Source organism: Peribacillus sp. V2I11, assembly GCF_030817135.1.
Classification (GTDB): domain Bacteria; phylum Bacillota; class Bacilli; order Bacillales; family DSM-1321; genus Peribacillus; species Peribacillus simplex.
Map to the genome: position 1 here is coordinate 5,177,260 of NZ_JAUSYW010000001.1, position 24,347 is coordinate 5,201,606.

The 24,347-nt window shown below is 38.8% G+C and carries 25 protein-coding genes and 2 pseudogenes; 9 read left to right on the top strand and 18 right to left on the bottom strand.

The features are described from left to right. Positions 1 to 77: 77 nt before the first annotated feature. The 3 genes from QFZ73_RS25200 to cdaS form a co-directional block, all read right to left on the bottom strand. On the bottom strand, positions 78 to 830 hold the full coding sequence (locus QFZ73_RS25200; protein ID WP_076369211.1) for a PadR family transcriptional regulator: 753 nt from the start codon (positions 828 to 830) through the stop codon (positions 78 to 80). A 263-nt stretch (positions 831 to 1,093) separates the two neighbouring features. Continuing rightward, complete coding sequence (map, locus tag QFZ73_RS25205) at positions 1,094 to 1,840, bottom strand: type I methionyl aminopeptidase (RefSeq protein WP_251434655.1); 747 nt, start codon at positions 1,838 to 1,840, stop codon at positions 1,094 to 1,096. A gap of 225 nt (positions 1,841 to 2,065) precedes the next feature. Next, on the bottom strand, positions 2,066 to 2,692 hold the full coding sequence (gene cdaS, locus QFZ73_RS25210) for a sporulation-specific diadenylate cyclase CdaS (RefSeq protein ID WP_373458972.1): 627 nt from the start codon (positions 2,690 to 2,692) through the stop codon (positions 2,066 to 2,068). A gap of 266 nt (positions 2,693 to 2,958) precedes the next feature. On the opposite strand from cdaS, the gene QFZ73_RS25215 reads away from it, so the two are divergent. Beyond that, positions 2,959 to 3,279 (top strand): 2Fe-2S iron-sulfur cluster-binding protein, encoded by a 321-nt coding sequence (locus tag QFZ73_RS25215; RefSeq protein WP_251434649.1) that lies wholly within the window; start codon positions 2,959 to 2,961, stop codon positions 3,277 to 3,279. Between the two features lie 100 nt (positions 3,280 to 3,379). On the opposite strand, the gene QFZ73_RS25220 is transcribed toward QFZ73_RS25215, so the two are convergent. Then, positions 3,380 to 3,760: a VOC family protein gene (locus QFZ73_RS25220; protein ID WP_063233829.1), complete on the bottom strand. Its 381-nt coding sequence runs from the start codon at positions 3,758 to 3,760 to the stop codon at positions 3,380 to 3,382. A gap of 501 nt (positions 3,761 to 4,261) precedes the next feature. Between QFZ73_RS25220 and QFZ73_RS25225 the strand changes: the two genes are divergently transcribed. The 4 genes from QFZ73_RS25225 (at position 4,262) to QFZ73_RS25240 (ending at position 7,052) form a co-directional block, all read left to right on the top strand. After that, positions 4,262 to 4,726, top strand: coding sequence for a DinB family protein (locus tag QFZ73_RS25225; protein WP_251434645.1), 465 nt, complete (start codon positions 4,262 to 4,264; stop codon positions 4,724 to 4,726). 59 nt (positions 4,727 to 4,785) lie between these two features. After that, entirely contained in the window at positions 4,786 to 5,199 is a 414-nt protein-coding gene (locus QFZ73_RS25230; protein ID WP_307272107.1) for a VOC family protein, read from the top strand. A gap of 413 nt (positions 5,200 to 5,612) precedes the next feature. After that, positions 5,613 to 6,113, top strand: coding sequence for a VOC family protein (locus QFZ73_RS25235; RefSeq protein ID WP_251434639.1), 501 nt, complete (start codon positions 5,613 to 5,615; stop codon positions 6,111 to 6,113). A gap of 387 nt (positions 6,114 to 6,500) precedes the next feature. After that, positions 6,501 to 7,052, top strand: coding sequence for a ribonuclease FAU-1 family protein (locus QFZ73_RS25240; RefSeq protein ID WP_307272109.1), 552 nt, complete (start codon positions 6,501 to 6,503; stop codon positions 7,050 to 7,052). Positions 7,053 to 7,129: 77 nt separating this feature from the next. Here the strand turns inward: QFZ73_RS25240 and QFZ73_RS25245 are convergent, their stop codons facing one another. After that, positions 7,130 to 7,777 carry a lysozyme family protein gene (locus QFZ73_RS25245; RefSeq protein WP_251433707.1) on the bottom strand — a complete coding sequence of 216 codons (648 nt, stop codon included), beginning with the start codon at positions 7,775 to 7,777 and terminating at the stop codon, positions 7,130 to 7,132. Positions 7,778 to 8,006: 229 nt separating this feature from the next. Between QFZ73_RS25245 and QFZ73_RS25250 the strand changes: the two genes are divergently transcribed. Continuing rightward, positions 8,007 to 8,162 (top strand): DUF4021 domain-containing protein, encoded by a 156-nt coding sequence (locus QFZ73_RS25250; protein ID WP_251433704.1) that lies wholly within the window; start codon positions 8,007 to 8,009, stop codon positions 8,160 to 8,162. Positions 8,163 to 8,285: 123 nt separating this feature from the next. Here the strand turns inward: QFZ73_RS25250 and QFZ73_RS25255 are convergent, their stop codons facing one another. From QFZ73_RS25255 to QFZ73_RS25285, 6 genes and pseudogenes are all read right to left on the bottom strand, one after another. Next, complete coding sequence (locus QFZ73_RS25255) at positions 8,286 to 9,644, bottom strand: IS1182 family transposase (RefSeq protein ID WP_307272113.1); 1,359 nt, start codon at positions 9,642 to 9,644, stop codon at positions 8,286 to 8,288. Between the two features lie 513 nt (positions 9,645 to 10,157). Then, positions 10,158 to 10,943, bottom strand: coding sequence for a glucose 1-dehydrogenase (locus tag QFZ73_RS25260; RefSeq protein ID WP_307272115.1), 786 nt, complete (start codon positions 10,941 to 10,943; stop codon positions 10,158 to 10,160). 52 nt (positions 10,944 to 10,995) lie between these two features. After that, a complete protein-coding gene (locus QFZ73_RS25265) occupies positions 10,996 to 11,748 on the bottom strand; it encodes an SDR family NAD(P)-dependent oxidoreductase (RefSeq protein ID WP_307272117.1) in 753 nt (250 codons plus the stop codon). 30 nt (positions 11,749 to 11,778) lie between these two features. Continuing rightward, positions 11,779 to 12,566, bottom strand: a pseudogene (locus tag QFZ73_RS25270) (SDR family NAD(P)-dependent oxidoreductase). Positions 12,567 to 12,678: 112 nt separating this feature from the next. Beyond that, positions 12,679 to 13,329 carry a GntR family transcriptional regulator gene (locus tag QFZ73_RS25280; RefSeq protein WP_307272120.1) on the bottom strand — a complete coding sequence of 217 codons (651 nt, stop codon included), beginning with the start codon at positions 13,327 to 13,329 and terminating at the stop codon, positions 12,679 to 12,681. Between the two features lie 257 nt (positions 13,330 to 13,586). Further along, the gene (locus QFZ73_RS25285; protein WP_307272122.1) at positions 13,587 to 14,384 is read right to left on the bottom strand and encodes a DUF2935 domain-containing protein; all 798 of its coding nucleotides are present in this window, start codon (positions 14,382 to 14,384) and stop codon (positions 13,587 to 13,589) included. 92 nt (positions 14,385 to 14,476) lie between these two features. Between QFZ73_RS25285 and QFZ73_RS25290 the strand changes: the two genes are divergently transcribed. The 3 genes and pseudogenes from QFZ73_RS25290 to QFZ73_RS25300 all read left to right on the top strand — a co-directional run bounded on the left by QFZ73_RS25290 (position 14,477) and on the right by QFZ73_RS25300 (position 15,778). Next, positions 14,477 to 14,617: a hypothetical protein gene (locus QFZ73_RS25290; protein WP_251433685.1), complete on the top strand. Its 141-nt coding sequence runs from the start codon at positions 14,477 to 14,479 to the stop codon at positions 14,615 to 14,617. A gap of 118 nt (positions 14,618 to 14,735) precedes the next feature. Further along, positions 14,736 to 15,393 (top strand): annotated as a pseudogene (locus QFZ73_RS25295) (formylglycine-generating enzyme family protein). Between the two features lie 70 nt (positions 15,394 to 15,463). Continuing rightward, positions 15,464 to 15,778, top strand: coding sequence for a hypothetical protein (locus QFZ73_RS25300; RefSeq protein ID WP_251433646.1), 315 nt, complete (start codon positions 15,464 to 15,466; stop codon positions 15,776 to 15,778). A 116-nt stretch (positions 15,779 to 15,894) separates the two neighbouring features. On the opposite strand, the gene QFZ73_RS25305 is transcribed toward QFZ73_RS25300, so the two are convergent. The 7 genes from QFZ73_RS25305 to QFZ73_RS25335 form a co-directional block, all read right to left on the bottom strand. Then, positions 15,895 to 17,445, bottom strand: coding sequence for a histidine kinase N-terminal 7TM domain-containing diguanylate cyclase (locus QFZ73_RS25305; RefSeq protein WP_307272126.1), 1,551 nt, complete (start codon positions 17,443 to 17,445; stop codon positions 15,895 to 15,897). A gap of 274 nt (positions 17,446 to 17,719) precedes the next feature. Beyond that, positions 17,720 to 19,519 carry a S9 family peptidase gene (locus QFZ73_RS25310; RefSeq protein ID WP_307272127.1) on the bottom strand — a complete coding sequence of 600 codons (1,800 nt, stop codon included), beginning with the start codon at positions 19,517 to 19,519 and terminating at the stop codon, positions 17,720 to 17,722. A 339-nt stretch (positions 19,520 to 19,858) separates the two neighbouring features. After that, the gene (locus QFZ73_RS25315) at positions 19,859 to 20,866 is read right to left on the bottom strand and encodes a C40 family peptidase (RefSeq protein ID WP_373459035.1); all 1,008 of its coding nucleotides are present in this window, start codon (positions 20,864 to 20,866) and stop codon (positions 19,859 to 19,861) included. A 19-nt stretch (positions 20,867 to 20,885) separates the two neighbouring features. Further along, the gene (locus QFZ73_RS25320; RefSeq protein WP_307272129.1) at positions 20,886 to 21,968 is read right to left on the bottom strand and encodes a dipeptide epimerase; all 1,083 of its coding nucleotides are present in this window, start codon (positions 21,966 to 21,968) and stop codon (positions 20,886 to 20,888) included. Between the two features lie 15 nt (positions 21,969 to 21,983). Beyond that, a complete protein-coding gene (locus tag QFZ73_RS25325; RefSeq protein WP_373458973.1) occupies positions 21,984 to 23,006 on the bottom strand; it encodes a DUF819 family protein in 1,023 nt (340 codons plus the stop codon). After that, positions 22,978 to 23,379 (bottom strand): DUF819 family protein, encoded by a 402-nt coding sequence (locus QFZ73_RS25330; RefSeq protein WP_307272134.1) that lies wholly within the window; start codon positions 23,377 to 23,379, stop codon positions 22,978 to 22,980. The genes QFZ73_RS25325 and QFZ73_RS25330 overlap by 29 nt, the downstream gene beginning before the upstream one ends. 171 nt (positions 23,380 to 23,550) lie before the next feature. Beyond that, positions 23,551 to 23,868 (bottom strand): DUF3870 domain-containing protein, encoded by a 318-nt coding sequence (locus QFZ73_RS25335; RefSeq protein ID WP_251433628.1) that lies wholly within the window; start codon positions 23,866 to 23,868, stop codon positions 23,551 to 23,553. Positions 23,869 to 24,347 lie beyond the last annotated feature (479 nt).

Sequence of the window (24,347 nt, forward strand, 5' to 3'; positions counted from 1 at the left end):
TACCCTTGAACGATTCAATTTAAGCATATAACTTCATTCTCCTAGCAAAATTAAGGGGCTCCATTTCTTATATTCAATTAACTCTTTTCTTTTAAGAACATAACGACACTGGCCATGTATTTTTGGATTTCCTGGACTTGAAAGGCGGCAGAATCCGCAATCTGTTTGTAATGATGCTGTCCTTCATCGGTGATTCGTAAATATCGTTTAGTTCGTTTTTCACTTTCCCACCTGCCGACAAGAAGACCATTCTCTTCCATTTCATGAGATAAATCGTATAAATATCCGTTTGAAGCGATCCAACCAAACTGATTTTTAAGCAGATCGCCAATTTCCCCCATGTAAATGGGTTTCTTAGTGAAAGCGGCTTTTAAAGTTACATAACGGACAAGGTCCTTCACCGATATTATTTTCGAGAAATACGACCTGTATTCTTCAGGAAGCTCATTAAGAACCGGTGGGTTTTCACCAGAACCTCTTAAATCGAACATGAAGCGATCAATGACCTTTTTCACTTCGGAAAACCGTTCCAGGAAATTTTCTTGGTACCATATGTAAAGCTCTTTGCCTTTTTCCGTTATTTGATAATAATTTCTTCCCTTATTCGTATATAATGATAGATGGTTGGATTCGACCAGCGTATTGGATATTTTACATAAATAGTCATAGCTATGCACTTTTCCAGTGAACGTATTTTTTAGGTCTTGATGAATCGCCCTTGGATAATTCGCTTTTATTCTCAAAGAGTGAAGTAAAAAAATCGTTAAAAATTCCCGCTGGCTCAACCCAACCGTTTCAACCGTTGCAGACAGTTTTTCCCCTTTCTTCACTGTCAAAACCCCCTTTATATACTGTTTATAAAACACATAATTAAATATTTCTCCCTTCCCCTTATTATCCTGTGCTGCCACATAATAGTAAAGTTTTTAATGCCTAACTGCCTAGTACTAATTTTTCGAATTCGATCTATTGTGGGAGGAGTTGATTCAGAATATTCTGTCGAGGTTTATTATGAAATAGTTTAAACAAAAAAAGAAACGGCCCATGATAAAAAAAAGAAACGGCCCATGATAAGGCCGCTTCTTCTTTTTGTTTACTGATCCGTTAAAATGATCGGATCTTCTTTTGTAATGACGAGGGTATGTTCATATTGGGCTGAAAGCTTTCCATCTGCCGTTCTCGCCGTCCAGCCGTCTTGATCCATTTTCATATGCCATGTTCCTGCATTCAACATTGGCTCGATCGTGATGACCATACCTTCTTTTAGACGGGCACCTTTACCTGGCTTTCCATAATGTAGGACGGTTGGGTCTTCGTGCATGGTTTTACCGATTCCGTGTCCTGTAAAATCGCGGACAACAGAAAACTTTTCACCTTCTGCATATGACTGGATTGCATGCCCGATGTCCCCGAGACGATTTCCTGCCCTTGCTACTTCGATGCCTCTATATAAAGCATTCTTGGTTACATCCATTAAGCGCTGAGCTTCATCGGAAACTTCACCGACTGCATATGTCCAAGCTGAATCCGCCAAACCGCCGTTAAGGTTCACCACCATATCAATCGTAACGATGTCTCCCTCTTTTAGGGCTTTCTTTTGCGGAAAGCCGTGACAAATCACATCATTCACTGATGCACACGTTGCATATTTGTAGCCGTTATAGCCCTTTTGTTCAGGTGTAGCACCATGCTCTGCCAAGTACTTATCGACAAATTCTTCGATTTCCCAAGTTGTGATGCCCGGTTTTATCATTTTTGCGATTTCTCTATGCGTCGCAGCAAGAAGTTTGCCCGCTTCATGCATCAAATTTATTTCTCGTTCACTTTTAATGGTTATCATTTAAAATCCTCTTTCGTTTTATAACTTTTCTGATTGAGACTCCTTATTTATCATATGCCTTTTTTTATACAAAAAGCAACCAAAAACCCGGTAAAAATCACCGGGTTAATTAATTCATGACCTTTTATGTACCTGTAATTCTGAGAAAAATAAGCTTTTGAATATTCCAGGTGTGAATTATCTAGAAGATTATAATCACAAGGGGACTTAATTGTCTCAAAAATTCTATATAGGCCCATGTGTATTAATTGGGTATAAATTCCCATTAAACGCGAAAGAAACCCTTCCTGTTTCTTCTGATACTACCAATACAAGGGCATCACTTCGTTCAGATAAACCCAAGGCAGAGCGGTGGCGTGTTCCAAGTTTTTTTCCCCCTGTTGATCTGTCTGAAAGCGGAAGGACATTTGCTGCGGAAACAATCTGATTTTGGCTAACCAACACGGCACCATCATGTAGTGGATTTCCAGGAAAAAAAATTGATTCCAATAAAGAATGGGTTAACTCCGCTCCTATTGGAATACCTGGTTGAATCATTGAATCAAGAGGATCTCCCCTTTGAATCACTATCAACCCGCCATGTCTCAAATTCGATAAATTTTGGACGCAAATTGATAATTCGGGATATTTGTCCGTAAACGGTGACAAATAACAGTTCAAATAAAATGTTGCTGCTTTCATATCGATATATACGAATTTATCCTTTATTTTCTCGAAATTTCCAAGGAGACAATAATTTTCATCACCCATTGCTTCTAAGTTATCCTGTAATGCCGATATTACTTGGCGTATATCCTCTTTTAACATTTGTTTCATTGGTGAAAAATCACAATTGCCATTATTCACAGGCATGCACCTCCCTTATATTTTTTCACTCTCTTTTGAATAAATCTTAATTGGACTCTAAAAGACCACTCTTATTTTCCCTAGCTCTATTTAAGCCTTGTTAAATTTATAATTATGAATGTACTTAAAGTTTGTCTTCACGATAATTAATTATTCATCTTTACCATCAATCACTAATGACTTTACATTTTTTTATGTCATATGGACAAGGTAAGAGAATAGATATGTTAATGACCTGTTGAAAGATATCCTATAATAAGAGGTGGTATTAGATGCCTTATGTAACAGTATTTGACCAAGGAACGTATGAAGTTGAAATGGGAAAAAAGTTAGTATTAGCATTGGAAGATAACGGTATAAATATTCTCCACCGATGCGGCGGGAAGGCTAAGTGTACAACTTGCAGGGTTGAAATATTGGCAGGTGATTTTTTGGAGGTCACACATAAAGAAAAAAAGATGTATGAGGAAAAAGGAATGGAAGATCATTTGCGTTTATCTTGTCAAATTTACGTGAATGGAGACATAACCATTCGGCCGATCAAGACTGTAGAAAACTCTGGAATTCCTGCCGGGCCAAGGCCTGCTGACTAAATAGTTTCATAAGTGTCGTAGTATAAACAAAAAACATCAAAATGACTAAAAATAGTTTTTCTAGTCGTTTTGATGTTTTTTTAATCTTTAGCTAACAGAGTTACTTCTTTTCCATGACCGCAAAGTAATTATCTTCATTATCAGCAAAATTGAAGACTCTTCCAGAGGGCATGTTTACAAGTTCCCCCACTTTGATATTCTTCTCTGAAAAGTCTTTATATAATTCATCAAGATTATCCGAGTAAAACATTAACGAAGGGGTATTAAGATTTAATTCAGGCTGCATTTTAGCAATGAATTCCTTATTATGCAGGATGATACTCGTTTGTGCTTCCTTTGTTGGGGCTATTTCAATCCATCTTAGCCCTTGGCCGTTATCTTCTTCAGAAATGACGCTAAAACCGAATTTTTCCGTCCAAAATTTCAATGACTCGTCTTGGTTATTTACATATAACATAATTTGACCGACTTTATTAATCATTTGCTTCTCTCCCTTTCTGTTGGTTCCGTTACTAATGATATCCTTTACGTATAAGGATATTGTTAGTTGGAAATATATAACTAATTAAATCGTATAATAAATGCAAGATTTAATCAATAATTACCAAAGTTCCATTTCTCCGCTTAGGGAGGGTTTTTGAACCTTGTTCCCAAGTATCTTTTGACCCATCCTGATACATTAATAAAAAATTGGAAAAATTGGAGCATAAAAATTGGAGCATAATCATGTTATCTACATTTCTTAAGCAATTGTGTAGGCAATGCCTTTTAGTTCTTTTTTTTTTATAAATTTTGTTCTATTTAAGGAACCGAACATATTTCCCCTTTATTAATTATCTAATGGTTAATTATACATATTAATAGGGATTGCCCCTGTATTTAAATAAAAAAGCTGTGCAACCTTTATTAAATGAAATTTGCAGGACTTTTCGATTTTTCCCAGAACTTCTATACTGAGTATTTCTCAAAGGAGAGTGAAATGATGGTTCTATCGAAAGAAGGTTTGTTAAATATATTAGAAGGTAACAGGAGATTGACGATGCGGGTGGTTGAAGCCTTTCCTGAAGAGGAATTATTTCACTATACACCGGCCGGGAAGCTTCGCCCTTTCGCAGAGATGGTTAAAGAAATCATGAACATTGAGACTGGATATATGCGTGGGATTGCACTTAGTGTTTGGGAGTATCCAGATTCGTATGCTGGAATTTCAACCAAAGAGGAACTAGTTTCAGCATGCGAAGCAGTAAGGGATGATACTAGGAAACTGTGGGAGGAAATGACCGAGGAAACACTTGGAATGGTGGAAAAGGATCCCTTTTTCGGTCCCTCACAAAGCCACTTTGATAGACTTCAATATGCCTTGGAAAATGAGATCCATCATAGGGGACAGGGTTATATCTATCTTAGAACGCTCGGAATTGAACCACCGGAATTTTTCGTCAGGTAATAATGAAACATTATGTCATTAAACTTGTAGCAACGAAATAAAAAATAGGAGTGAGATAAATGTCAGTTGATGCATATCTTAATTTTAATGGGAATTGTCGAGAAGCGGTAGAGTTCTACGCAGGGGTTTTTGGAACGGAACAACCTAATATCATGACTTTTGGGGAAACACCGCCTAATCCGGAATTTACCCTTCCAGAAGAAGCGAAAGATTTAGTCATGCATTCAAGGTTAAATATTAATGGAAGCAATATCATGTTTTCAGATACTTTTCCTGGTATGCCTTTTGTTGAAGGAAACAATATCAGCCTGGCATATGTCAGTAATGATTTGGATGAAATTAAATCGATCTTTAACAAACTAAGTGAAGGCGGCACGGTTGGTCTAGAGCTCCAAGAAACATTCTGGAGTAAAATTTACGGTCAGTTAACCGATAAATTCGGAATCCAATGGCAATTTAACTTCGAGAGCTGAGAAATGAACATGACCCTTTATTGATTCACCTTCAATTTGTATATAGGACTTTTCACTGGCGAAAAGTTTCTATATCCTTTTTGTATTTCCATCACCAGGAGGCAAGGATACTGTAACTAGCATAGGGTAATAATTTTTCGTTAACCCTTAGAGATGGGGACTGCTATATAGGTCTTAAAATTAAGGGAATTAGTTAATTGATGGGTTAGTGAAAAATGAATACACAAAACGACCTATGAATTCCCCCTAATCCTTACATGATTTTCTGGGTTCATGATAAATGGTTTATAGTAATAGGTACCTTCAAGATATTAAATTTAATCGAAAAATCGGCATTTTCCTGATACCCCCAATAGCAGAAGGGTTATAGTTAGCAAAAACTTGCTAAATATGTAAACCGAAAAGGAGAAATCATGAAAAACAAAATTCAAAAAATCACAACCAACTTATGGTTTGATACACAAGCTGAAGAGGCGGCGAAGTTCTACACTTCCATCTTCGAAAATTCTAAGATTGGAAGAGTTACTCGCTATGGAAATGAAGGAAATCAAATCCACGGGATGCCAAAGGGATCAGTGATGACCGTTGAGTTTGAATTGGAAGGACAAACATTCGTAGCATTAAATGGCGGTCCTCAATACAAATTCACAGAGGCAATATCATTTATCATCCATTGCGAGGAGCAAGAAGATGTGGACTATTATTGGGAAAAACTCTCCGAAGCCGGAGACGAAAAGGCGCAAGTGTGCGGTTGGCTGAAGGATCGATTTGGTGTGTCATGGCAAATTGTCCCTGCGAACCTATCCGAGATGGTTAACGACTCCAATCCTGAAAAATCGGAAAGAGTTATGAAAGCGCTGCTCCAAATGAAGAAAATTGACATAAAAACTTTAAAACAGGCGTATAAAGGATAAGATCCAAGAAACAACTTTTCCTGTTAGTTGCGTTTATTCCAGAAAAGAGTACGATTTTGAAGTAACTAAAGCCTAGTTTCTCAGTAATGTAGGTGTGAAATTAGGTTTTGATATTTGAATTTCCTTAAAATTGTAAATCCGTATTTTCCTGGCGATACCGCATGTCCATCAAGGTAAGATATCATAGATATCATAATACCCCCAGAACGGAAATTTTGTGCATCTTACTCGTTTTTATCGTTTTGGGGTGTCACTTTGACCGATGATTTGCACTTATTTTAATTGTTATTTTGCATATCCAACTTTAAAAACCCAGCTACCTTCACATGAGAAGATTAGCTGGGCTTCTTAATAATCTAGATTGTTTTTAAGGGAGAAATATAAACGATGGACAATATATTTACACCAGCACTTCAACGTGGCGATGAAATAATAGAAAGAAAAATCCGCTATGACTCCTTAGTTGTAGAACATAACTGTTTGCTGTTAAACGCAAAAAATCAACATTTCGTGCTTTTTCATGAAATCACGGATTCCTTCACGATGAAAGCGGATCCCACCAAATTAACCATTCCTATAGGCAGTTATACGATTGCTTATTATTGGAAAGACAGTCCTTATAATTTATACATTTGGAGAGATAACGAAGGGAATTATTTGGGATCCTATTTTAATATTGTAAGAAATACATATATGGAGGATACGTTGGTATCCTTTGAGGATTTGATCATTGATATCTTGGTGCTTCCGGGTGAAGCACATTTTATTTTAGACGAGGAAGAGTTACCTGTGCCATTAGACCAATTTGAGAGTGGTTTTGTTAAACAAGCCCTAAACTCTTTACTTGATTCCCTTGATATTCTTCTTCCCCGAATCATTACAGAATCCGAGAAACTCTATAAACATAACGACCTCCTTCCATGGTTGAACAACAATTGATTCTTTGAGCTCCACAACAGTGAAACCATTACCATTAACAAAAAGCCTACTTCATTCAGTAGGCTTTTTATTCCCCCTCACTCACCATCAGCTTGAGCCGATATACTGTCGGCAAGCTCCTCAATGTTCTTAGATACCTTCGCACTGTATGAGTAGTCACCGTAGCAATATGGGTATCGAAAATTATCTTTGTCTCCGCCGCAATCATAGAGCGTGGGGTTTTTTTCGACCTGAAGCATGGAGAACTTCTTCGCAAGCTCTTCATTATGCTTGCCCCCTTCATTCGCAACAAAATCAATATAACCAATTCCCATGTTATATGCTTGAATGATCGTGGCAAAATCCACACCCTTTTCGTTGCCATATTCATTAATCCTCTTAAAATGTTTCACTCCATACTTAATGCTTTCCGTTGGATCTGTGATTGTATTTGGATCAAGACCCGCTGACTCAGATGCCTGCATTGGGTCACCGCCCCGTCCTCGGCTTTCCTGCTGCATCAATGCAATCAATGTCGAAGTATGCTCCTCAAGTCCGTATTTAGCCAACTCGGCTCGGAGAAGTGAACTATACTTTTTCACGCTCGCAAAAGAATCAAGCGTATTTACTGATGTGGAAACATTTTCGGAAAAGGGGGTTCGCATGATCTCCTTTATGAGCAAAAATGCAAAAATCAGGATAAAAATGACAAAAATATTCTTTGATTTCTTACGTTTCTTCTTCACATTCTCTCTCCGTTATCTCTAGTTATATATCTATATCTTAACAAATAGTAAGAGTAATAACTATTTAGAATACCCAATTAAATGTTCATGAAAATGAGTTTACCAGTAATTGAAATTAGTATGTTATCTTCACCTCTTAACTTAATCGCAAAAATTTTAAGAGGACCGGAGTCATTCAGTGTATATTTATTCGGACAATGAGACACCCTAGTGGTTGGAGGTGATATGTATGGATAATAAGATTGATAAAGAAGAAATCCTTGATGATAAAAAGAAAAAATATAGAAATGAGTTCGGGGCAGATCCTGATGAACAAGAAATGAATGGTCTGTATGGTATGTTAGAAACTGAATATGAAGATAACCTTCACGATAAAGAAAAGTAACCATTGGTTTCTTCAGTTTGTAGACAAAAGGGGTTCGGAATTAAAAAATTCTGAACCCCTTTTGAAATTCCCTTTGAATTTTCGCCTAAAGTTAAGAGATTGGGGCTCTACGAGCCCACTATGTTAGGCCATTTTTGGACCTCGCCATGTCCAATTGGCCATCTTCTTTAAATTAATGGCAGCGAAAGTAAGCATCGCCTGCATCGACAATTTTTTAAGTCCCCTTAAAGTAGTCCAACGCATACCATGCTTTTCTTTTGCATCTGCGAATACACGCTCAATCGTTTCTTTACGTTTTGCATATATAGGTTTTACATCTTGATGATGACGCAGATGATCTGCTTCTTCCACATGTGTTTGCCAGATATGCCGTGTCACCACTTTTTGACAGTCTTTGCTTTCTGTACACCGAGATAAAAATGAGCATGTTGTACAAATTTGTTTTGGCGATTTGTACTCGCGATAGCCCTCTTTATTTGTTGTTGAGTACTTTAAAGTTTCGCCCGAAGGGCAAAGGTAACAATCAAAATGTTCATCGTATACATAGTCCTGTTTGCGGAAAAATCCTTCTTTGGTGCGAGGACGTGTATAAGGTAAAGCCGGTATGATTTCTTTGTTAAATAGGTAGCTTGTAATCGCTGGTGTTTTATAAGCTGCATCTGCGGCAACGGCTTCCGGTTTTCCAACTTTCTCAATCACTTGTTCAACTAGTGGCTCTAAGATCTGACTGTCATGTGTATTTCCAGGTGTTACAATCGTTCCCAATACAAAACCGTTGCGGTCTGCGGCCGCGTGGAATGAATAGGCAAACTGTTTTGTTCGTTCATCTTTCACATAGTAGCCACTCTCAGAATCCGTTGTACTTTCTTTAATCTCTTTGGTCTCTTCTTTATCAAATTTATCTGGTGGAAAAGGCTTTTTTCCATGGTTTTCACGATCTTGATTGATTTCTTCTTGAAGACGTCCTTTATACGCTCGTGTTTCTTTACGAACGATTTTCTTTTCAAATTTCCGTTTATTCGCACTGGCTTTCACATGTGTGGAATCCACGAAAACGTGTTCAGCACTTATTAACTTTTTATTAGCAGCTGTCATTAAAATGCGATAGAAAATCTGTTCAAACAGGTCTGTATCTTTAAAGCGTCGCTCATAATTTTTCCCGAACGTAGAGAAATGAGGTACTTTATCATGGAAACCATAGCCTAAGAACCAACGGTAAGCCATATTGGTTTCAACTTCTTCAATCGTTTTACGCATGGAACGAATACCGAAGGTATATTGAATGAAAGTCAGTTTAACTAAAATAACTGGATCAATACTTGGGCGTCCTACCTCTGAATACATATCTTTCACCAAGTCATAAATGAAAGTGAAGTCAATGGCAGCCTCCATTTTACGAACCAAATGGTTCGGTGGCACCAGTTGATCTAAAGTAATCATTTCAAGTTGATCTCGCTGAATAGAATCATGTTTAGAAAGCATCCTCATCACCTCAAGTTTTAATACTTCTATTTTAAAACAAAAATGACTCCAGGCAAAAGTGTTCTATCTAAAAGGTAAGACAAAGTTGATTGGAACGGAAGGTACGAGACTCCTGCGGGGAAAGCGCGTCTAGGGGAGACCCCGCAGGCGAAAGCCGAGGAGGCTCCCCGACCGCCCGCGGAAAGCGAGTGCCTGGAGTGGAAATCAACGTCCAAATTGTACAAGCCATAAAAATAGACAAACTCGATTTTCATCGAGTTTGTCTACAGTCTGAAGTAACCATTGGTTTCTTTAATATTTGTTAAGCGCCTTATATGGCGTTTTTTATATGAGTTCATCTGTTATGAACTTATTTATTCTACTCTAAGGTTCGTATTTTGTTTCATATGAACTACTTTTTGAATATGCAAAAACGAAGACCCAGAAAGTCGTCGTTTTTTCCAAATTCGATTACGTTTGGACACCATACCATTAAAAAGGGAGTGACCCAATACTGTCACTCCCCATGCTTAATTAGTATTGTGAAGATTGTCCGCCATCAATCGGAATGACTACCCCATTGATGAACTCTGATTCCCCAGATAATAGGAAGGCGACTAAACGGCCGACTTCTTCAGGTTTACCGAAGCGTTTCTTAGGGTTTACACTGACGAAATCCGCCATTGCTTCTTCCCAATTCTCTCCGCCTATTTGCCTGAATGATCCTTCTACCATTGCTGTTAAGATTACTCCTGGTGCAATGGCATTTATGCTGATTCCATATTGACCATATTCTATGGCAGCTGTTTTTGTTAAACCTGCTACAGCGTGTTTACTTGCAACGTAAGCACTTTGGTTAAGAACAGCACGAATTCCACCTACAGAAGCCACGTTCACCACTGCTCCTGATCCTTGTTCTTTCATGATTGGCAGAATGTATTTCATACCATAGAAAACACCATTGATATTGATGTCAGTTACTTTGTTGAAAACTTTGCTATCGTATTTAGCCATAGGAGCCTGTTTACCTTCGATACCCGCATTATTATAGAATCCATCGACTCTACCATATTTGCTGACTGTTTGGCCTACATAGTTCTTTACTGCTTCTTCATCCGATACATCTGCAGTGATTAGAAGCACGTCCGTTTTTGGTGCAATTTCTAAGATCAATTTTTTTGTCACTTCCAAAGATGCATCGTTTAAATCAACTAATGAAAGGTTAGCTCCTTCTTTAGCCATTTCCAATGCGGCTGCTTGTCCTAAACCTGATCCTGCCCCAGTAATGATTACAACTTTGCCATCGAATCGTTTGCTCATATGTCAAAACTCCCTTTTTAAGTTTTCTAGAAAATCTAATTGATTATAGTGATTATCCCTTAAAGCTTAAGAATCCATCATCAACAGGAATGACTTGTCCATTAATGGCATCCGCTTTTTCAGAGAACAAGAACGTTACAACTTCAGCAACTTTTTCAGGCTGAATCAATTTTTTCCTCATATGAAGTTGTGCCAAACTGTCAAGGAACTCTGGATCATCACCGATGATCGGCGTTTCGATAAAACCTGGTGCCACACCGACAACACGAATCCCATATTGCGCAAGTTCAATTGCTCCAGATTTAGTCATGGCGATGACTGCAGCTTTAGCAGCATGGTAGTTAAAGCTTCCAATTGAAACCATCGTCCCATATATTGAGGCTGTATTAACGATCGTTGCGCCAGTTACACCAAGCTCCACCATCTTCCTTGCGGCATAATACATACCATAATACACGCCGTGCTGGTCAACATCGACTACTCTGTGGTAAGACTCTGGATCCATCTCTAAAAATGGTTTTACAAGTCCAATTCCAGCATTGTTGAAAATGCCATGGATAGTGCCATGATTGGCAACTGCAGCTTCGACCATCGCTTCCACTTCTTCCGCTTTTGCTACATCCACTTTCACAAAAGAAGCCGTGCCTCCCTTTTGTTGAATAGATTCAGCCGTTTCTATAGCGGCAACATCATTGTAATCGGCCGCTACGACAATCGCTCCCTGTTCAGCTAATTTATAGGCTGTTTCCTTTCCAATTCCGCTGCCTGCTCCTGTAATTATTATGACTTTTCCTTTCAAACTCATGTATTCGTCCCCCTATAATTTTTTTACTTATCAGATTAAAATGGCTCCCCCGTCGATTACAAGTTCTTGACCCGTAATATGGCTGGAAAGATCGGATACTGAGTACATCATTAGATTTGCAATTTCTTGCGGCTCAGCATAACGGCCATCCGGAGTCGTTGCTTCCAACTGTTTTCTAGCCGTTTCAGCTGCCGCGGAATCACCTTGACCAAATCCGCTTTCAATCGAACGCATCATAGCGGTATTGACGACACCTGGGCATACGGCATTCACTCGGACACCATGGGGAGTAACTTCAACACCTGCAGTTTTCGTGATTCCAAGAACCGCATGTTTACTTGCTCCATATGCCACCATGTTTGGCGTTGCCAGTAAACCAGCTCCAGAAGCAGTATTCACGACCGCCCCGCTTTTTTGTTCAATCATATGGGGCAATACATATTTCAACCCCAAGAAAACGCCTCGTACATTTATTGACATTAATTGATCGAAAACCTCTGTAGGATAGTCGACAAGGGGCATTATTTTGCCTTCCCATCCTGCATTATTCAGGAAAATATCGATTTTCCCATAAGAATCTATCGTTTTTTGTACATAAGTTTTATATCGTCTTCTTTTGTAACATCAGCTTTGACGAATTTCGCTTCGCCGCCTCTTTCTATGATTTCATTTACCGTTATCATGCCAGCTTCTTCAGAAAGGTCTACAACAACCACTTTGGCTCCATTTTCTGAAAGAGTGATAGACGCTGCACGGCCGATTCCTCCGCCGCCACCGGTAACAATTGCAACTTTTTCTGTAAAATTAAATGTTTGCATAGTATTCTCCCTTTCTCCCTTTAATCTTGGTGATGATATCTTGCTTGAATACGGTTACATCATAACATTATTTTTGTCGATTGTCGACAATTTAACTTTAGAGCCAAAGACTCTACATCACTCCACGATTCAAGGCTTCATGAATTTCATTTTTTGCTTTAATGAAATCGTCTTCGAGAATGCCCTCAATAGACATTTTTAGCCTGGAATGGAAGTTTTCCATCGTTTCAATACTCCATTGACTTTGGGCAAAAACCATGAGGATATGGCTGGCTTCTTCAAAAAATCTTGATAATGCTTTGTTTTCTGCGATTGAAAAAATATATCGAAATATCTGTTCAGCTTTTTTTTGATACTCGATTACATTACTTTTTTCACACATATCGGTTGTACTATCCAAATGCTTTCGTAATGATTGCTTATTTTCTGTTTTCCACTTCCCTTGGGAAAACTCAATCCCCATTTGAATCAGCCCGATCGTAACATCATTATATTCAACGATTTCCTTTTGTGAAAATGGCTTGACGATCGTTCCCCGTCTCGGTATTCTCTCAACAATACCATCAACCTGCAATAGATAAAGGGCTTCGCGTACTGGTGCACGGCTCGTATTCAATTCTTTGGAAATGTCTTCTTCGACGATTTTCTCTCCAGTTTCTATTTCCCCTTCAATGATTTTTTTTAAAATGTGTTTAGCGATTTGTTGTGGTAACGATTCTCCAAAATAAATGCCATCCGTCAAATTGGAAGTATTTCCAAACATCTTTCAGCACTCCTATACTTCTATAATTAATTTTAGTTCTTTTAGTATAACATACGGATAGGAATTAACTTCCTTAATTACAACCCACATTCTTAACCAACTAAGAAAACCGCATTAACCGATATGGAAAAAGCTTAAAAAGACTTGAGGACCAAACGCTTCTTCGAGGAGTAATACATATATATTCTACTGATTATGGAGTTAAATTCAACATATAAAGAGCCCCTTTTATAGAAAGGGCTCCTTGGTATATTTTTCTAATCCACTAGCCTAGGTTTCGCTGGATCGCAGTTTGGCTTTTCTGAGTCTGTCGATTCAGCGAGTTTCGTTAAATAATAACATTCTTCACGCCACATATGATCGGCCATTAATGGTGAAAGCGTACCAAGAGCCTGCGCACTGAGGTCAAGCTCCTCCACTTCAAGCAGAAAGTGCTGAAAAAGTTTCATTTCTAATGCAACATCCTCATTCATTTTTTCCAAAGCTGGGAATGTTGACAGATTGGTTCGTAAATATCCAGCCATTTCAACTGCTTTTAAATAAAAATCATTAAAATGTTTTTTATATTGGTCACTTTTCTCTTTTAACCTTTTTTCGATATCGTCCAAATGGACTGATATTGTACCTGCATGCCCTGCTGCATCTAACAGCCAAATCAAATGATGATGGAGTTCATGAAAAACCGGCGGCATTTGATTTGAATTGAAGTATTTCAATAATCTTAAATATTCTTCTAATTCGTTTACCATATGATTAATGAATGAAGGTGAAAGATGTATTTTTATTTTACCTACCAGATGTTCTTTAATTAGGCTTAGCTTAAACTCTCGAAATTTTAATGCCTCTTCTTCTGCCATGGCAGTAAGTTGTGAAATCTCTTCCGAATTGGCTTTACCAAGGAGAGTATCAAAAATTTGAATGAATTCTGAGGCAATTTCAATGTTTTCCACTTCAACCGGAGCTAAAGACTCATGGATGAACCTGGCATGGTCTCCTAAGATTTGAAGCCAAAACCTATGCTCGAATCTTGCTGTTTTCTCCAAAAACTCGTTCATTTTCTCTCCCCCATAATTTAAAGTATAAGAAACCCACTTATAATTTGTATTCCTAAACCTACAACCTTATTAATATAAATTAATGGGAGGCGATGAAGCTTCAACTTGATCCATTACCCGCACGATTGTTCATGCACCATGAAATTAATGTGTTCTTGGAGTCATTTTTCCTTAACCTGATTGCTACGCTTCAAAATCCCGTCTCAAAAACGCTCGTTTTAGCACTCATTTAAACCTATGGCAGTTTATCTAAAAAAACAAACTTATATTCATGTTGATTTAAATGTTCTGCTATTGGTAAAATTTCCAAATTACTATTCATAGGAGGAAGGTAGATTGCCTAAGGAAATAATGAGTTACATTGACTATCCAATGGTGAAAATTCCAGGGGGAGAAATAGAATTAAGGGATGATAGAATTAAAAACAAATGGAAAGCTGAAATAAGACCGTTCCTTCTTGCCCGTTATCCTGTTACTACGGATTTCTACTATGCTATTACAAATAAATCCCCTAATTCTTTTGATCGAAATCTGAAACCTGTTGTGAATATTTCTTGGAATGATGCAATTTCTTTTTGTAATCTACTTTCACAGAAAGCTGGACTGGGAGAGTGTTATTCTAAAAATGGTGAAAACATTGTTTTTGATTGGGAATCAAACGGTTTTCGACTTCCTTCAGCAGCAGTGGCAATATGCATGTAAAGCCGGGACTGCTGGTTATAGATACGGTGAGCTGAATAAGATTGCCTGGTATAACGAAAATTCAGGGGGCATGATCCATGAAGCAGGAACAAAGGAACCGAATCCATGGGGACTGCATGATATGTTAGGGAATGTTTGGGAATGGTGCTGGGACTTATATGATGAACAAGTGTACGGCACCTACCGTATTTTTCGAGGAGGCAGCTGGGCTGAGGATGCCAGGGGCTGTGGAGCTTCATGTCGTCGGCGCAGCCATCCGACATTTTGCATAGATGACTTAGGATTCCGTCTTGCCCGGTCTTTTTAACCTCAGCAAGCCAACTTCATTCAAGGCTTCACAGTTTTACTACGGATAGGTCCTTAAACTAGGCGGCACTTTGTTATCCATTGATATGACCGCAGAAATCAGTCTTGATCCTGCCTCAAAAAAAGAAATCATGAACTTCTATAATTTAAGAGATGTATTGACGCAATCCGAATGGTTAAAGGCCTTCCAACAAATCAGATTTACTGATCTAGAAATCTTGAGATCGAGTACCGTCTTAGAGGGATTATTGGATTCTTCAGCATCAAATAGCCCCATTCAGCCTTTGAATGAATCCTTGGAACGAGTCATGGACGAACATTACCGCCTCATTTTATCTTACGGAAACAGCCTCGGATATAGAGTATACAGAGCAAGTAAAAAGTAATGCTCTAGTTTCAAAAAGATACGTTAGTTCTTCAGTTTTTCTACACGGATTAATTATGAATACAATGAAAAAAAACCTAGAACAAGTTCAAGGTTTAAAGGGATGGTCCGATAATCTTAGGCGTTGATCTGTACACAATTTCGGCCATTCTTCTTTGCGGCATATAAGGCTTGGTCGGCCCGTGGCATTAATGTTTTGATGGAATGGCCTCGGTCACCAGCTTCAATTAATGCATGAGTCACCCCGAAACTGCAGGTAACGGAAATCTTCTTTTCATTAACCACTGCTATACTTTCAGAAACCTTTTCCCTTATAATATCGGCCAACTCATATGCAGTGGGTAAAGCGGTATTCGGCAAACAAATGATAAATTCTTCACCGCCATAACGTCCCAATAAATCTCCTTCCCGAATGTGTTCTTTTGCAGTATTTGCAACAAGCGTTATGACCGCATCCCCTGCTTCATGTCCAAAAGTATCATTTACATTTTTGAAATGATCGATATCAAACATGATGACTGAAACACTGCCACCTTCCATGCTTAGAGCATCAAATAACATTTCCGATTTTTTGATGAAAAATGTTCTATTCAATATTTGGGTTAATCCGTCCAAGCTGGCAAGTTGTTTCAACTTTTCCAGCATGAGCACTCTTTCAGTTACGTCGGCGAAGGTAATGATCTGTCCGATAGGCAGGTTACTTTTGTTGAACACGGGTGAAAAACCAATATGGTAATGTACCATATCACCATTAACGCTGCAATTAAAATCACTGTCTTGCTTAAGGTCGATTATTCCCCTGAGATGATGATTCCCATTTAGCACACTTGTAATCGATTTACCTATGGAATGTTCATCCAACATGGGTATGACTTTGCGCATTCCATGGTTATAGTCGACAATCAAACCATGTTGATTTAAAACGATGACCCCCTCTTTCATACTTTCAAAGACGGTCTCCCGAGCGATCGGGGCTACATTGAACATTTGAAAAGTCAAAAGTGCCGCACCATGAAAGATAAAGGTGATACTCATGGATACAGGACCAAGATCGATACCATATGAGCTTAATCCATTTATATAATAATAATTTGCCATTATAGGAATAAGCAGACCTGCCACCATCATTGATATTTGCATCCTGAATCTGAATGAAGATTTTTTCACCTGCTTTAGCAATATAATTATACTTATCATGACACATAAAAAAAGAAAAAGGGAGTGGACGTAAAACCAAGGGCCGCCCACCAGTTTAATAATCGGAAAAGGACTATCGCCTCTCAATCCCAACGATTTGTAATAAAAGTGATGAAGGTCATTTGTATAATGCATGAAAATGGTGATGAACGGTATGATGAAGAGTGAATATTTCCACACCTTCTTTATTCTATGACCTACATATTCAATGCACATCAACAAAAGGAATACTGGGATGAATGGTAAGGCCAAGTACTCGACCCTTAACCAGAATATGATTTGTACTAAAGATGTACTGGAAAGTTCGAAAGCATAGGAAAAAGTAAAAATGGAAGACAATAATGTCACGAGAATATAGGGTTTTGCTCCAGGTGCATCCTTGATCTTTAACTGTGCAAATAAACACAGGAACAAGCTTAAAGCACCTGCCAATATAACAACGAGGATGTATAACAATAATTCCCGTGGCATTGCGAATCAACTCCGTTTAACAAAAAAATACTATTTCCGTATATTATATAGCACTTTATGACTAGATGACTAGAGTTTATTCTGGGAATTCTGAATTTGAAATGTCAGGATTTATAAAAACGACATATCAGGAAGTCCTATTTACTATCTCCTCAAACCGTCAATACCAAAATGACATCTAGCTTTCCAACATGAAAAACCCTGTTCACCACTTTGAAAGTGAGTGGCAGGGTTTCCAATTCAATTGTAAATAAATGAAATATTTTGATGCTGGTTATACCTTCTCCGTTACCTCTGTGAATCGATTTAAGAATGAGAGTATTTTTCGATAAACGGCAATTTCATTTTCCTTTTTGGAAAATCCATGTCCTTCATCATCTAAAAGCATATAATCGACATCTCTTCCTTTATCCTTCAACGCTTGAACGATTTGATCTGATTCCTCTTTGACTACACGGGGATCATTCGCCCCTTGAATGACAAGCATTGGCTTGATCATGGAATCCAAATAGGTGATAGGCGAATGCTCGATTAATTTTTCTTTATCTTTTTCGGGATTTCCTACCCACTGATCCATCACTGGCTTCCAGTCTTCTGGAACGGAATTGATAAATGAGAATAGATTGGATGGACCGAAAATATCGACAACCGCTTTGAAATAATCCGCGTGTCGTCCATGGAGCAGAAGTGCCATATACCCTCCGAAGCTTCCGCCCATCAATAGAATGTTACCTTTTTGTGCATGCCCTTGGTCTATCAGCCACTCAAGGCCCGCTATATTATCAAGTCGTGGTCCATTTCCCCAATCTCCCTCTACCATTTTCATGAATTCCAAACCATAACCAGTAGAACCGCGGAAGTTTGGCGCAAAAATACTGTAGCCGTGATTCAGGAAAAATTGAAATGAAGCTCTAAAGGACTTCCGTTCTGCCGCTTGAGGTCCTCCATGAGGCCAAAAAATGACTTCACCATTGTCATTTTCCTTTTTTGCCCTAAAAAATAACGATTCGATCTCCAGTCCATCAAAGGAAGGGTATGTAATGATATCCGGTTCAACCAGCTCATTAGAATCGACGCCAGGAACAGTATATTTGGTTAATGATACCCACTCATCACCTGATTTTTTATAGACATTATGAGGCTTGGTTGCACTCATGCCAAATAAGTAAAGCGTTCCTGATGCAGCAACTTCAATTTTATTAATGACGCTGCATGGCCCGGGGATATTTCTCCAATCTTCATTTTGCAGATTGAATTCATATAATTGATCTTCTACACCCTTTTGACTGGTTATATATAATAGTTGATTTTCTTTACTAAATTTAATGGCAGTAAAACTCTCATTCTCCAATTCTTTAACTTTACAAAATTTGATTGTTTCAAGGTTATATGAAGCCAAATAGGTAAAGTCCGCATCATAATCAGTCAATAAATATATCATCGAATCTGAAACAAAAACACCATCATTCACTGTGTGTTGTTTCTCAGTGGGCGGAGTGAGCAGGATATCTTCATTTCCTTTTTTTGCATAGAGAAGGGTATATGTATTGGCAAAGTGTTTATAGTAAAGTAAGGTTTCTTCATCAGGGCTGAAACCAAATAAATAGGTCGCTGCATCTTTCCCCTCCAGTACCAGCTTTTCCTGTCCTGATTCTAAATCTAAACAATAGGAATTTAGAAAGGAAGGATTTCCTCTGGATGACGTGTAATAGAGCTTTTTACTGTCATTCGACAATTTTGGCATGAAATTACGTGTATGTTCATGATGGACGATTTCCTTCATTGTTCCGCCATTCAAGGGAACCCCGTAAAACTGGGTATTTTCATTACCGTCTTGATCGAAACCAGCAATTATAAACCGGCTATTCTTATCATATATCAGCTCTTGGCAGCTTTGATCAATGAATGTAAGCGGATAAGGAAATGAGTTTGGCAAATCCATTCCCCATAAATTATACTTGCCGCTCAAATTGGTACTGAAAACCAGATGTTTTTCATCTGGACTTACGGCAAAATCAGCAATGGAGAAAGTTCGTAAAAATTGCTCAACATCAGGTTTTGGAAAAGTGATCATCATTGGCAACCCCTTACATTTATAATATAAAGAAAAATCTGTAATTAATTATACCATATTTTTACTTATTGTATACGGAACCCGTCAACCTAAGGAAGTAGTGATTTCAAGTTTTTCACTAACCAAAAAATGGATATCCTCATCCTTAAAAATAAATTTAGTTTCATTTAATTTTATAATCTTAACTAAACACTTTATAAGCATCCTGAACTTCAGGTTATTCAAAACTATTTCTATAAAGACATCTGAGCATCTTTTTGTCATTCGATAGACTGATAGAAAGATCTGTTTAAATATGAAAAAAGCTTAAGAGCACTGGGCTCTTAAGCTTTTTAAGAATCAATCGATATATCTTCTTGCTCCGGCATATTCCTCTCCGTATCCCGATGCTTTTATTTCATCTATCCTTACATGTGTTGAGCTGTTTGGCGAATGGATCATTTTGCCGTCACCAATATACATTCCGACATGATGAACCTTGCCTTTCCCTTTATCATAGGCAAAAAATAGTAAATCACCTGGTTGAAGATTTTCTTGTTCCACCTTTTTGCCATGTTGCGCCTGAACGGAAGAGTCCCTTGGAATCGTTATTCCATTAGCATGGTACATTGTATAGGTGAATCCAGAACAGTCAAATCCAAAACCGGACATTCCAGCCCATAGGTAAGGAAGCCCTAAAAATCCTTTTCCTGATTCAACGATGTCCTTACCGGTTGGAGCAGGTATTTGATTTTCATTTTGATAGACTGACACGTTCTGCTTTTCTATCCATTTTGCTCCATTACTCGGTGTCATCACCTTCACTTCATCTTTTTTCACCTGCAAAAGCGGGAGGCGGGTATCGAAGCTGACCTCCATAAATTTGGACCGAAGTTTCGAATCCGAATAAAGCCAAGTCTTTGGGGCATTTACAAGGGCAAATCCTCGTTTAAATTGCTTCTCAAAAGAATTTCCGCCTTTTAATTGTGCCTTTGGCATCCATCCAGGATAACCAATATCATTGCGGGGCGTCGGTTGATTGGCAACGGCTACTTTCACCCATTCACCCCGATCTTCTAGAATCGTCACTTTTGAACCATATAACGCTTGTGTTTCCAAGTTACCTACAAGCCACAGTTTGTCTTCATAATTCATCGAGCCGATCCAGGCATTCAAATCAACTGGATTCGATGCTGAAGGAGCATCGATTTCCCTTAATAATCCTGGCTCAGTCCAAAGAGTAGCAACGTTTACATCTACATAGGCAACTCTTTGCCTCTCTCTTGAACTGGCTTCATTGGGACTGAATACTAAAATACCAAGAGCAAATAAAGATAGCACAAAAACGGTTAACCTTTTCAAAATAATCACCCTTTCGAAATAGTTTTTATTGAGTAAATGAGGATTTCCTCTTGACTCCCAGTCCAGGTATCTCGGAAATGAGAAGTTGATCTTTCATAAATTGAATGCCTTCAAATGGTTCATTCTTAATCCATAATGGGGCATCTAAATCAATTTTCGTTATATTTGGATGGGCGGTTGCCAGATGAGCTGCGGCCGCTACACTCACGGTTGATTCCATCATACTCCCGATCATGCATTCCACCCCGGCTGCTTCTGCCATATCGGCGATTTGGAGTGCGCGTCGAATTCCTCCTGTTTTCATTAATTTGATATTAAGGAAATCAACAGCATGTTCATTCAGGAGTTTCATGGCATCTCGAGGAGAAAACAAACTTTCATCTGCCATGATCGGCACTTGGACAGACCTCTTTATTTCTTTCAACCCTTCGATATCATGGGCTTGCACTGGCTGTTCCACCAAATCAACGTTCAGCTTTCTTTCCTCGAGATCACGAATGATGGAAATTGCTTGTTTTGTTGTCCACCCTTGATTTGCGTCAATCCTGATAATAACCTGGTCGCCAACAGCAGCACGAATGCAGGCAACCCGCTCCACGTCACTCTTCCAGTCTTTCCCCAGTTTTATCTTCATCGTAGAGAATCCGCCATCGATGAGTGACAATGCCGCTTTTGCCATTTCCTCGGGTTCATCAACGCTGATTGTCATATCGTTCTTCAGGATATTCGATTTACCGCCAAGATATTGATATAAAGGGAGCTGCCATCGCTTGCTGACTGCGTCGTACAAAGCGATTTCAACAGCAGCTTTTGCACTTGTGTTACCTACACAGGATCGTTGGATTAACTCGGACAATGCATTGATATTCTCGATGTCAAGGCCAATTAGATGTGGTGTGATTACTTCTTCAATGATCGTCATGATTCCTTTTGTGGAATCACCTGTGATGGCAACCGTAGGGGCAGCAGCCCCCAAACCTACCGTTCCATCCTCCAACTTCACGGACACCATGATATTTTCAATTTCCATTGCGGTGCGTAATGCCGTCTTGAATGGCTTGACAAGTGGCAAGGTTTCCACTGATACTTGTAAACTTTCAATCTTCATATTAACAACCCTTCCTTAAAAGCTTGAGAGTATATATGATGTAAGAATTCCAAAATAGGTGCCCAGAAGACTGCCAAGTACAGCCATCAATATCCCGACAGGTATTAGCGCCCGGTTGAATGCACCTGCCAATATAGGGGCTGATGCCACACCCCCTATATTGGCCAATGAGGCAACTCCCATTGTAAATAGATCCAACTTAAAGAATTTGGCTAAAATGACCATGATCAATCCATGAAAGAATAGAATCATAAATCCGGATAAAATATACACAGGTGCTTGAAACAGCTGTGAAAAATCAGCATGGGAAGCAATTAAACCAATGACTATATAAAGCATGACTTTGGAAATTTCCATGGAACCGGCAATACGTCCAACCTTCGTGACAGCCAGAATTAAACCTACGGTCGAAGCGATGATGATCGTCCAAGTGGTTCCGTTCACAGCTGCACCCAGTACTGGCAGTTTCTCCCCAATTTTGGTTGCCCCTGCTGATACAATTAAAGCCAGCGCCAAGAAACCGATCAATTCCACGAATCCGAATTCCGTCTTGGCGGTTTCCCCTGCTTCAAGCTCGGAAGTCATTTGATCAATGAAAGATGTATCCGTTTTAGTCCAAATATTGAATTTTCCAGCAAGAGGTACCAACCAAAACAAGAACATGACCCAAATGGAATAATTGACTGTATCCATGATCAACGCATAACCAAAAATATTTTCCGGCACATCGAGTATGCCTTGCAAGATCACCATATTGGCAGATCCCCCTGTCCAGCTTGCGCTTAAAGCCGAGAATGCCTTCCAAGTTCCTTCCGCATAGAAGCCATTCATTAAGACGTAAATAAGAGTGAACCCTCCTATGATGCTGAATGAAGCGGCAAAAAAAGTTAACAGCATCTTTGGTCCAAGTCTGATTATTTTCCGCATATCGCATTGTAAAAGCATGAGCATCAACATGGCAGGCAGCAGGAGTCCTCGTATGGTGCTATACGCACTTTCGACTGACTCACTATCTGAAAAGACCCCGAATGTTTTCATTAGAGCCGCACCAATATAAATGAGGACAATACCAGGAACATACTTGAAGAACTTTCCTCCTATCTTTTTTTCCGCTACGGCAATCACCGCAGTAAATGCCAATAAAAAACAGACAAACATCACTATCGCATTGTAAAAGCATGAGCATCAACATGGCAGGCAGCAGGAGTCCTCGTATGGTGCTATACGCACTTTCGACTGACTCACTATCTGAAAAGACCCCGAATGTTTTCATTAGAGCCGCACCAATATAAATGAGGACAATACCAGGAACATACTTGAAGAACTTTCCTCCTATCTTTTTTTCCGCTACGGCAATCACCGCAGTAAATGCCAATAAAAAACAGACAAACATCACACCATCCTGAATCATATTTCATACCTCCTTATATTTAGGGGAATTCCGGAAATAACATTTAATTTCCTTCTATTCAAACCCGCCATTGAATTCTTGCATGGCCTTACATAAAAAAATCCAGCTGCCAAAGAGCGCGTACACACTCTTTAACAGCTGGATTTCTATTGCGACAGACAAAAGAAGCAGCTATAACTTATTAAGTTGTTGATATTTAATGCTGGCATTTCTTAGAGCTACGGTCAGTGCTTTCTGAGACGAACCAAAGTACCGTTTCTCAATTTCTTTCTCCAATTCATCGGGCCTAAGAATAGATTTACCAATTAACATGGATTCAATGAAGCGTGATGTAATCGATATCGTAGTCGAGCATTCGGCATCCACTATTTCATGCGTATCACTATCAATGACGAACCCGATAAAAAAGCAGTTGAATTGCTGTGTAATTGGATTATTGGACGCCGCTTTCGATTCGCCAACTATATATACTGTATTCTGCTGAAACATACTCATAGTGCCTCCTGCCATTACAGACATCATAACAGGTATAAATAGGGTGACTATCTATATTATTACAATATGAAATGGTTACATATATTCTAATATAAGCAACATGCATTTGACAATATATTTTGTATATTAAGTCAATTACTGATTCCTGCGCAAGAGAATAGATAAGTTCTATAACTAATACGCCCATCAAACGAAAGTTTATGCAAAACTAGAATGGTATGACTCCTTCTGTTTTATATTTTATCAGAAGATAAAAGAGGAAAAACACTATTGTATTAATAGTGTCTCAGACTGTATATAAATTCGAAGAAAGCCAGCAGTTTTTTATTTGAGGGTTTGTAAAATCTGAACGTTGATAGAAACGTAGGGCACTCGCTTTCCGCGGGCGGTCTTTGCGCCTGTGGGTTCTCCTTGGACACCCGCAGGAGTCTCATGCCTTCCGTTCCAATCAACTGGAATGTTCAGAAAAAAAC

Bases quoted from the DNA above. Each gene is read 5' to 3' on its own strand.
- QFZ73_RS25335 (WP_251433628.1), bottom strand. From the start codon at position 23,868: ATGTTTCAGCAGAATACAGTATATATAGTTGGCGAATCGAAAGCGGCG.
- QFZ73_RS25230 (WP_307272107.1), top strand. From the start codon at position 4,786: ATGTCAGTTGATGCATATCTTAATTTTAATGGGAATTGTCGAGAAGCG.
- QFZ73_RS25280 (WP_307272120.1), bottom strand. From the start codon at position 13,329: ATGTTTGGAAATACTTCCAATTTGACGGATGGCATTTATTTTGGAGAA.
- QFZ73_RS25215 (WP_251434649.1), top strand. From the start codon at position 2,959: ATGCCTTATGTAACAGTATTTGACCAAGGAACGTATGAAGTTGAAATG.
- map (WP_251434655.1), bottom strand. From the start codon at position 1,840: ATGATAACCATTAAAAGTGAACGAGAAATAAATTTGATGCATGAAGCG.
- QFZ73_RS25330 (WP_307272134.1), bottom strand. From the start codon at position 23,379: ATGATTCAGGATGGTGTGATGTTTGTCTGTTTTTTATTGGCATTTACT.
- QFZ73_RS25235 (WP_251434639.1), top strand. From the start codon at position 5,613: ATGAAAAACAAAATTCAAAAAATCACAACCAACTTATGGTTTGATACA.
- QFZ73_RS25265 (WP_307272117.1), bottom strand. From the start codon at position 11,748: ATGAGTTTGAAAGGAAAAGTCATAATAATTACAGGAGCAGGCAGCGGA.
- QFZ73_RS25320 (WP_307272129.1), bottom strand. From the start codon at position 21,968: ATGAAGATTGAAAGTTTACAAGTATCAGTGGAAACCTTGCCACTTGTC.
- QFZ73_RS25290 (WP_251433685.1), top strand. From the start codon at position 14,477: ATGAAGCTTCAACTTGATCCATTACCCGCACGATTGTTCATGCACCAT.
- QFZ73_RS25250 (WP_251433704.1), top strand. From the start codon at position 8,007: ATGGATAATAAGATTGATAAAGAAGAAATCCTTGATGATAAAAAGAAA.
- QFZ73_RS25260 (WP_307272115.1), bottom strand. From the start codon at position 10,943: ATGAGCAAACGATTCGATGGCAAAGTTGTAATCATTACTGGGGCAGGA.
- QFZ73_RS25255 (WP_307272113.1), bottom strand. From the start codon at position 9,644: ATGCTTTCTAAACATGATTCTATTCAGCGAGATCAACTTGAAATGATT.
- cdaS (WP_373458972.1), bottom strand. From the start codon at position 2,692: ATGCCTGTGAATAATGGCAATTGTGATTTTTCACCAATGAAACAAATG.
- QFZ73_RS25325 (WP_373458973.1), bottom strand. From the start codon at position 23,006: ATGAAAACATTCGGGGTCTTTTCAGATAGTGAGTCAGTCGAAAGTGCG.
- QFZ73_RS25225 (WP_251434645.1), top strand. From the start codon at position 4,262: ATGGTTCTATCGAAAGAAGGTTTGTTAAATATATTAGAAGGTAACAGG.
- QFZ73_RS25240 (WP_307272109.1), top strand. From the start codon at position 6,501: ATGGACAATATATTTACACCAGCACTTCAACGTGGCGATGAAATAATA.
- QFZ73_RS25285 (WP_307272122.1), bottom strand. From the start codon at position 14,384: ATGAACGAGTTTTTGGAGAAAACAGCAAGATTCGAGCATAGGTTTTGG.
- QFZ73_RS25305 (WP_307272126.1), bottom strand. From the start codon at position 17,445: ATGCCACGGGAATTATTGTTATACATCCTCGTTGTTATATTGGCAGGT.
- QFZ73_RS25220 (WP_063233829.1), bottom strand. From the start codon at position 3,760: ATGATTAATAAAGTCGGTCAAATTATGTTATATGTAAATAACCAAGAC.
- QFZ73_RS25310 (WP_307272127.1), bottom strand. From the start codon at position 19,519: ATGATCACTTTTCCAAAACCTGATGTTGAGCAATTTTTACGAACTTTC.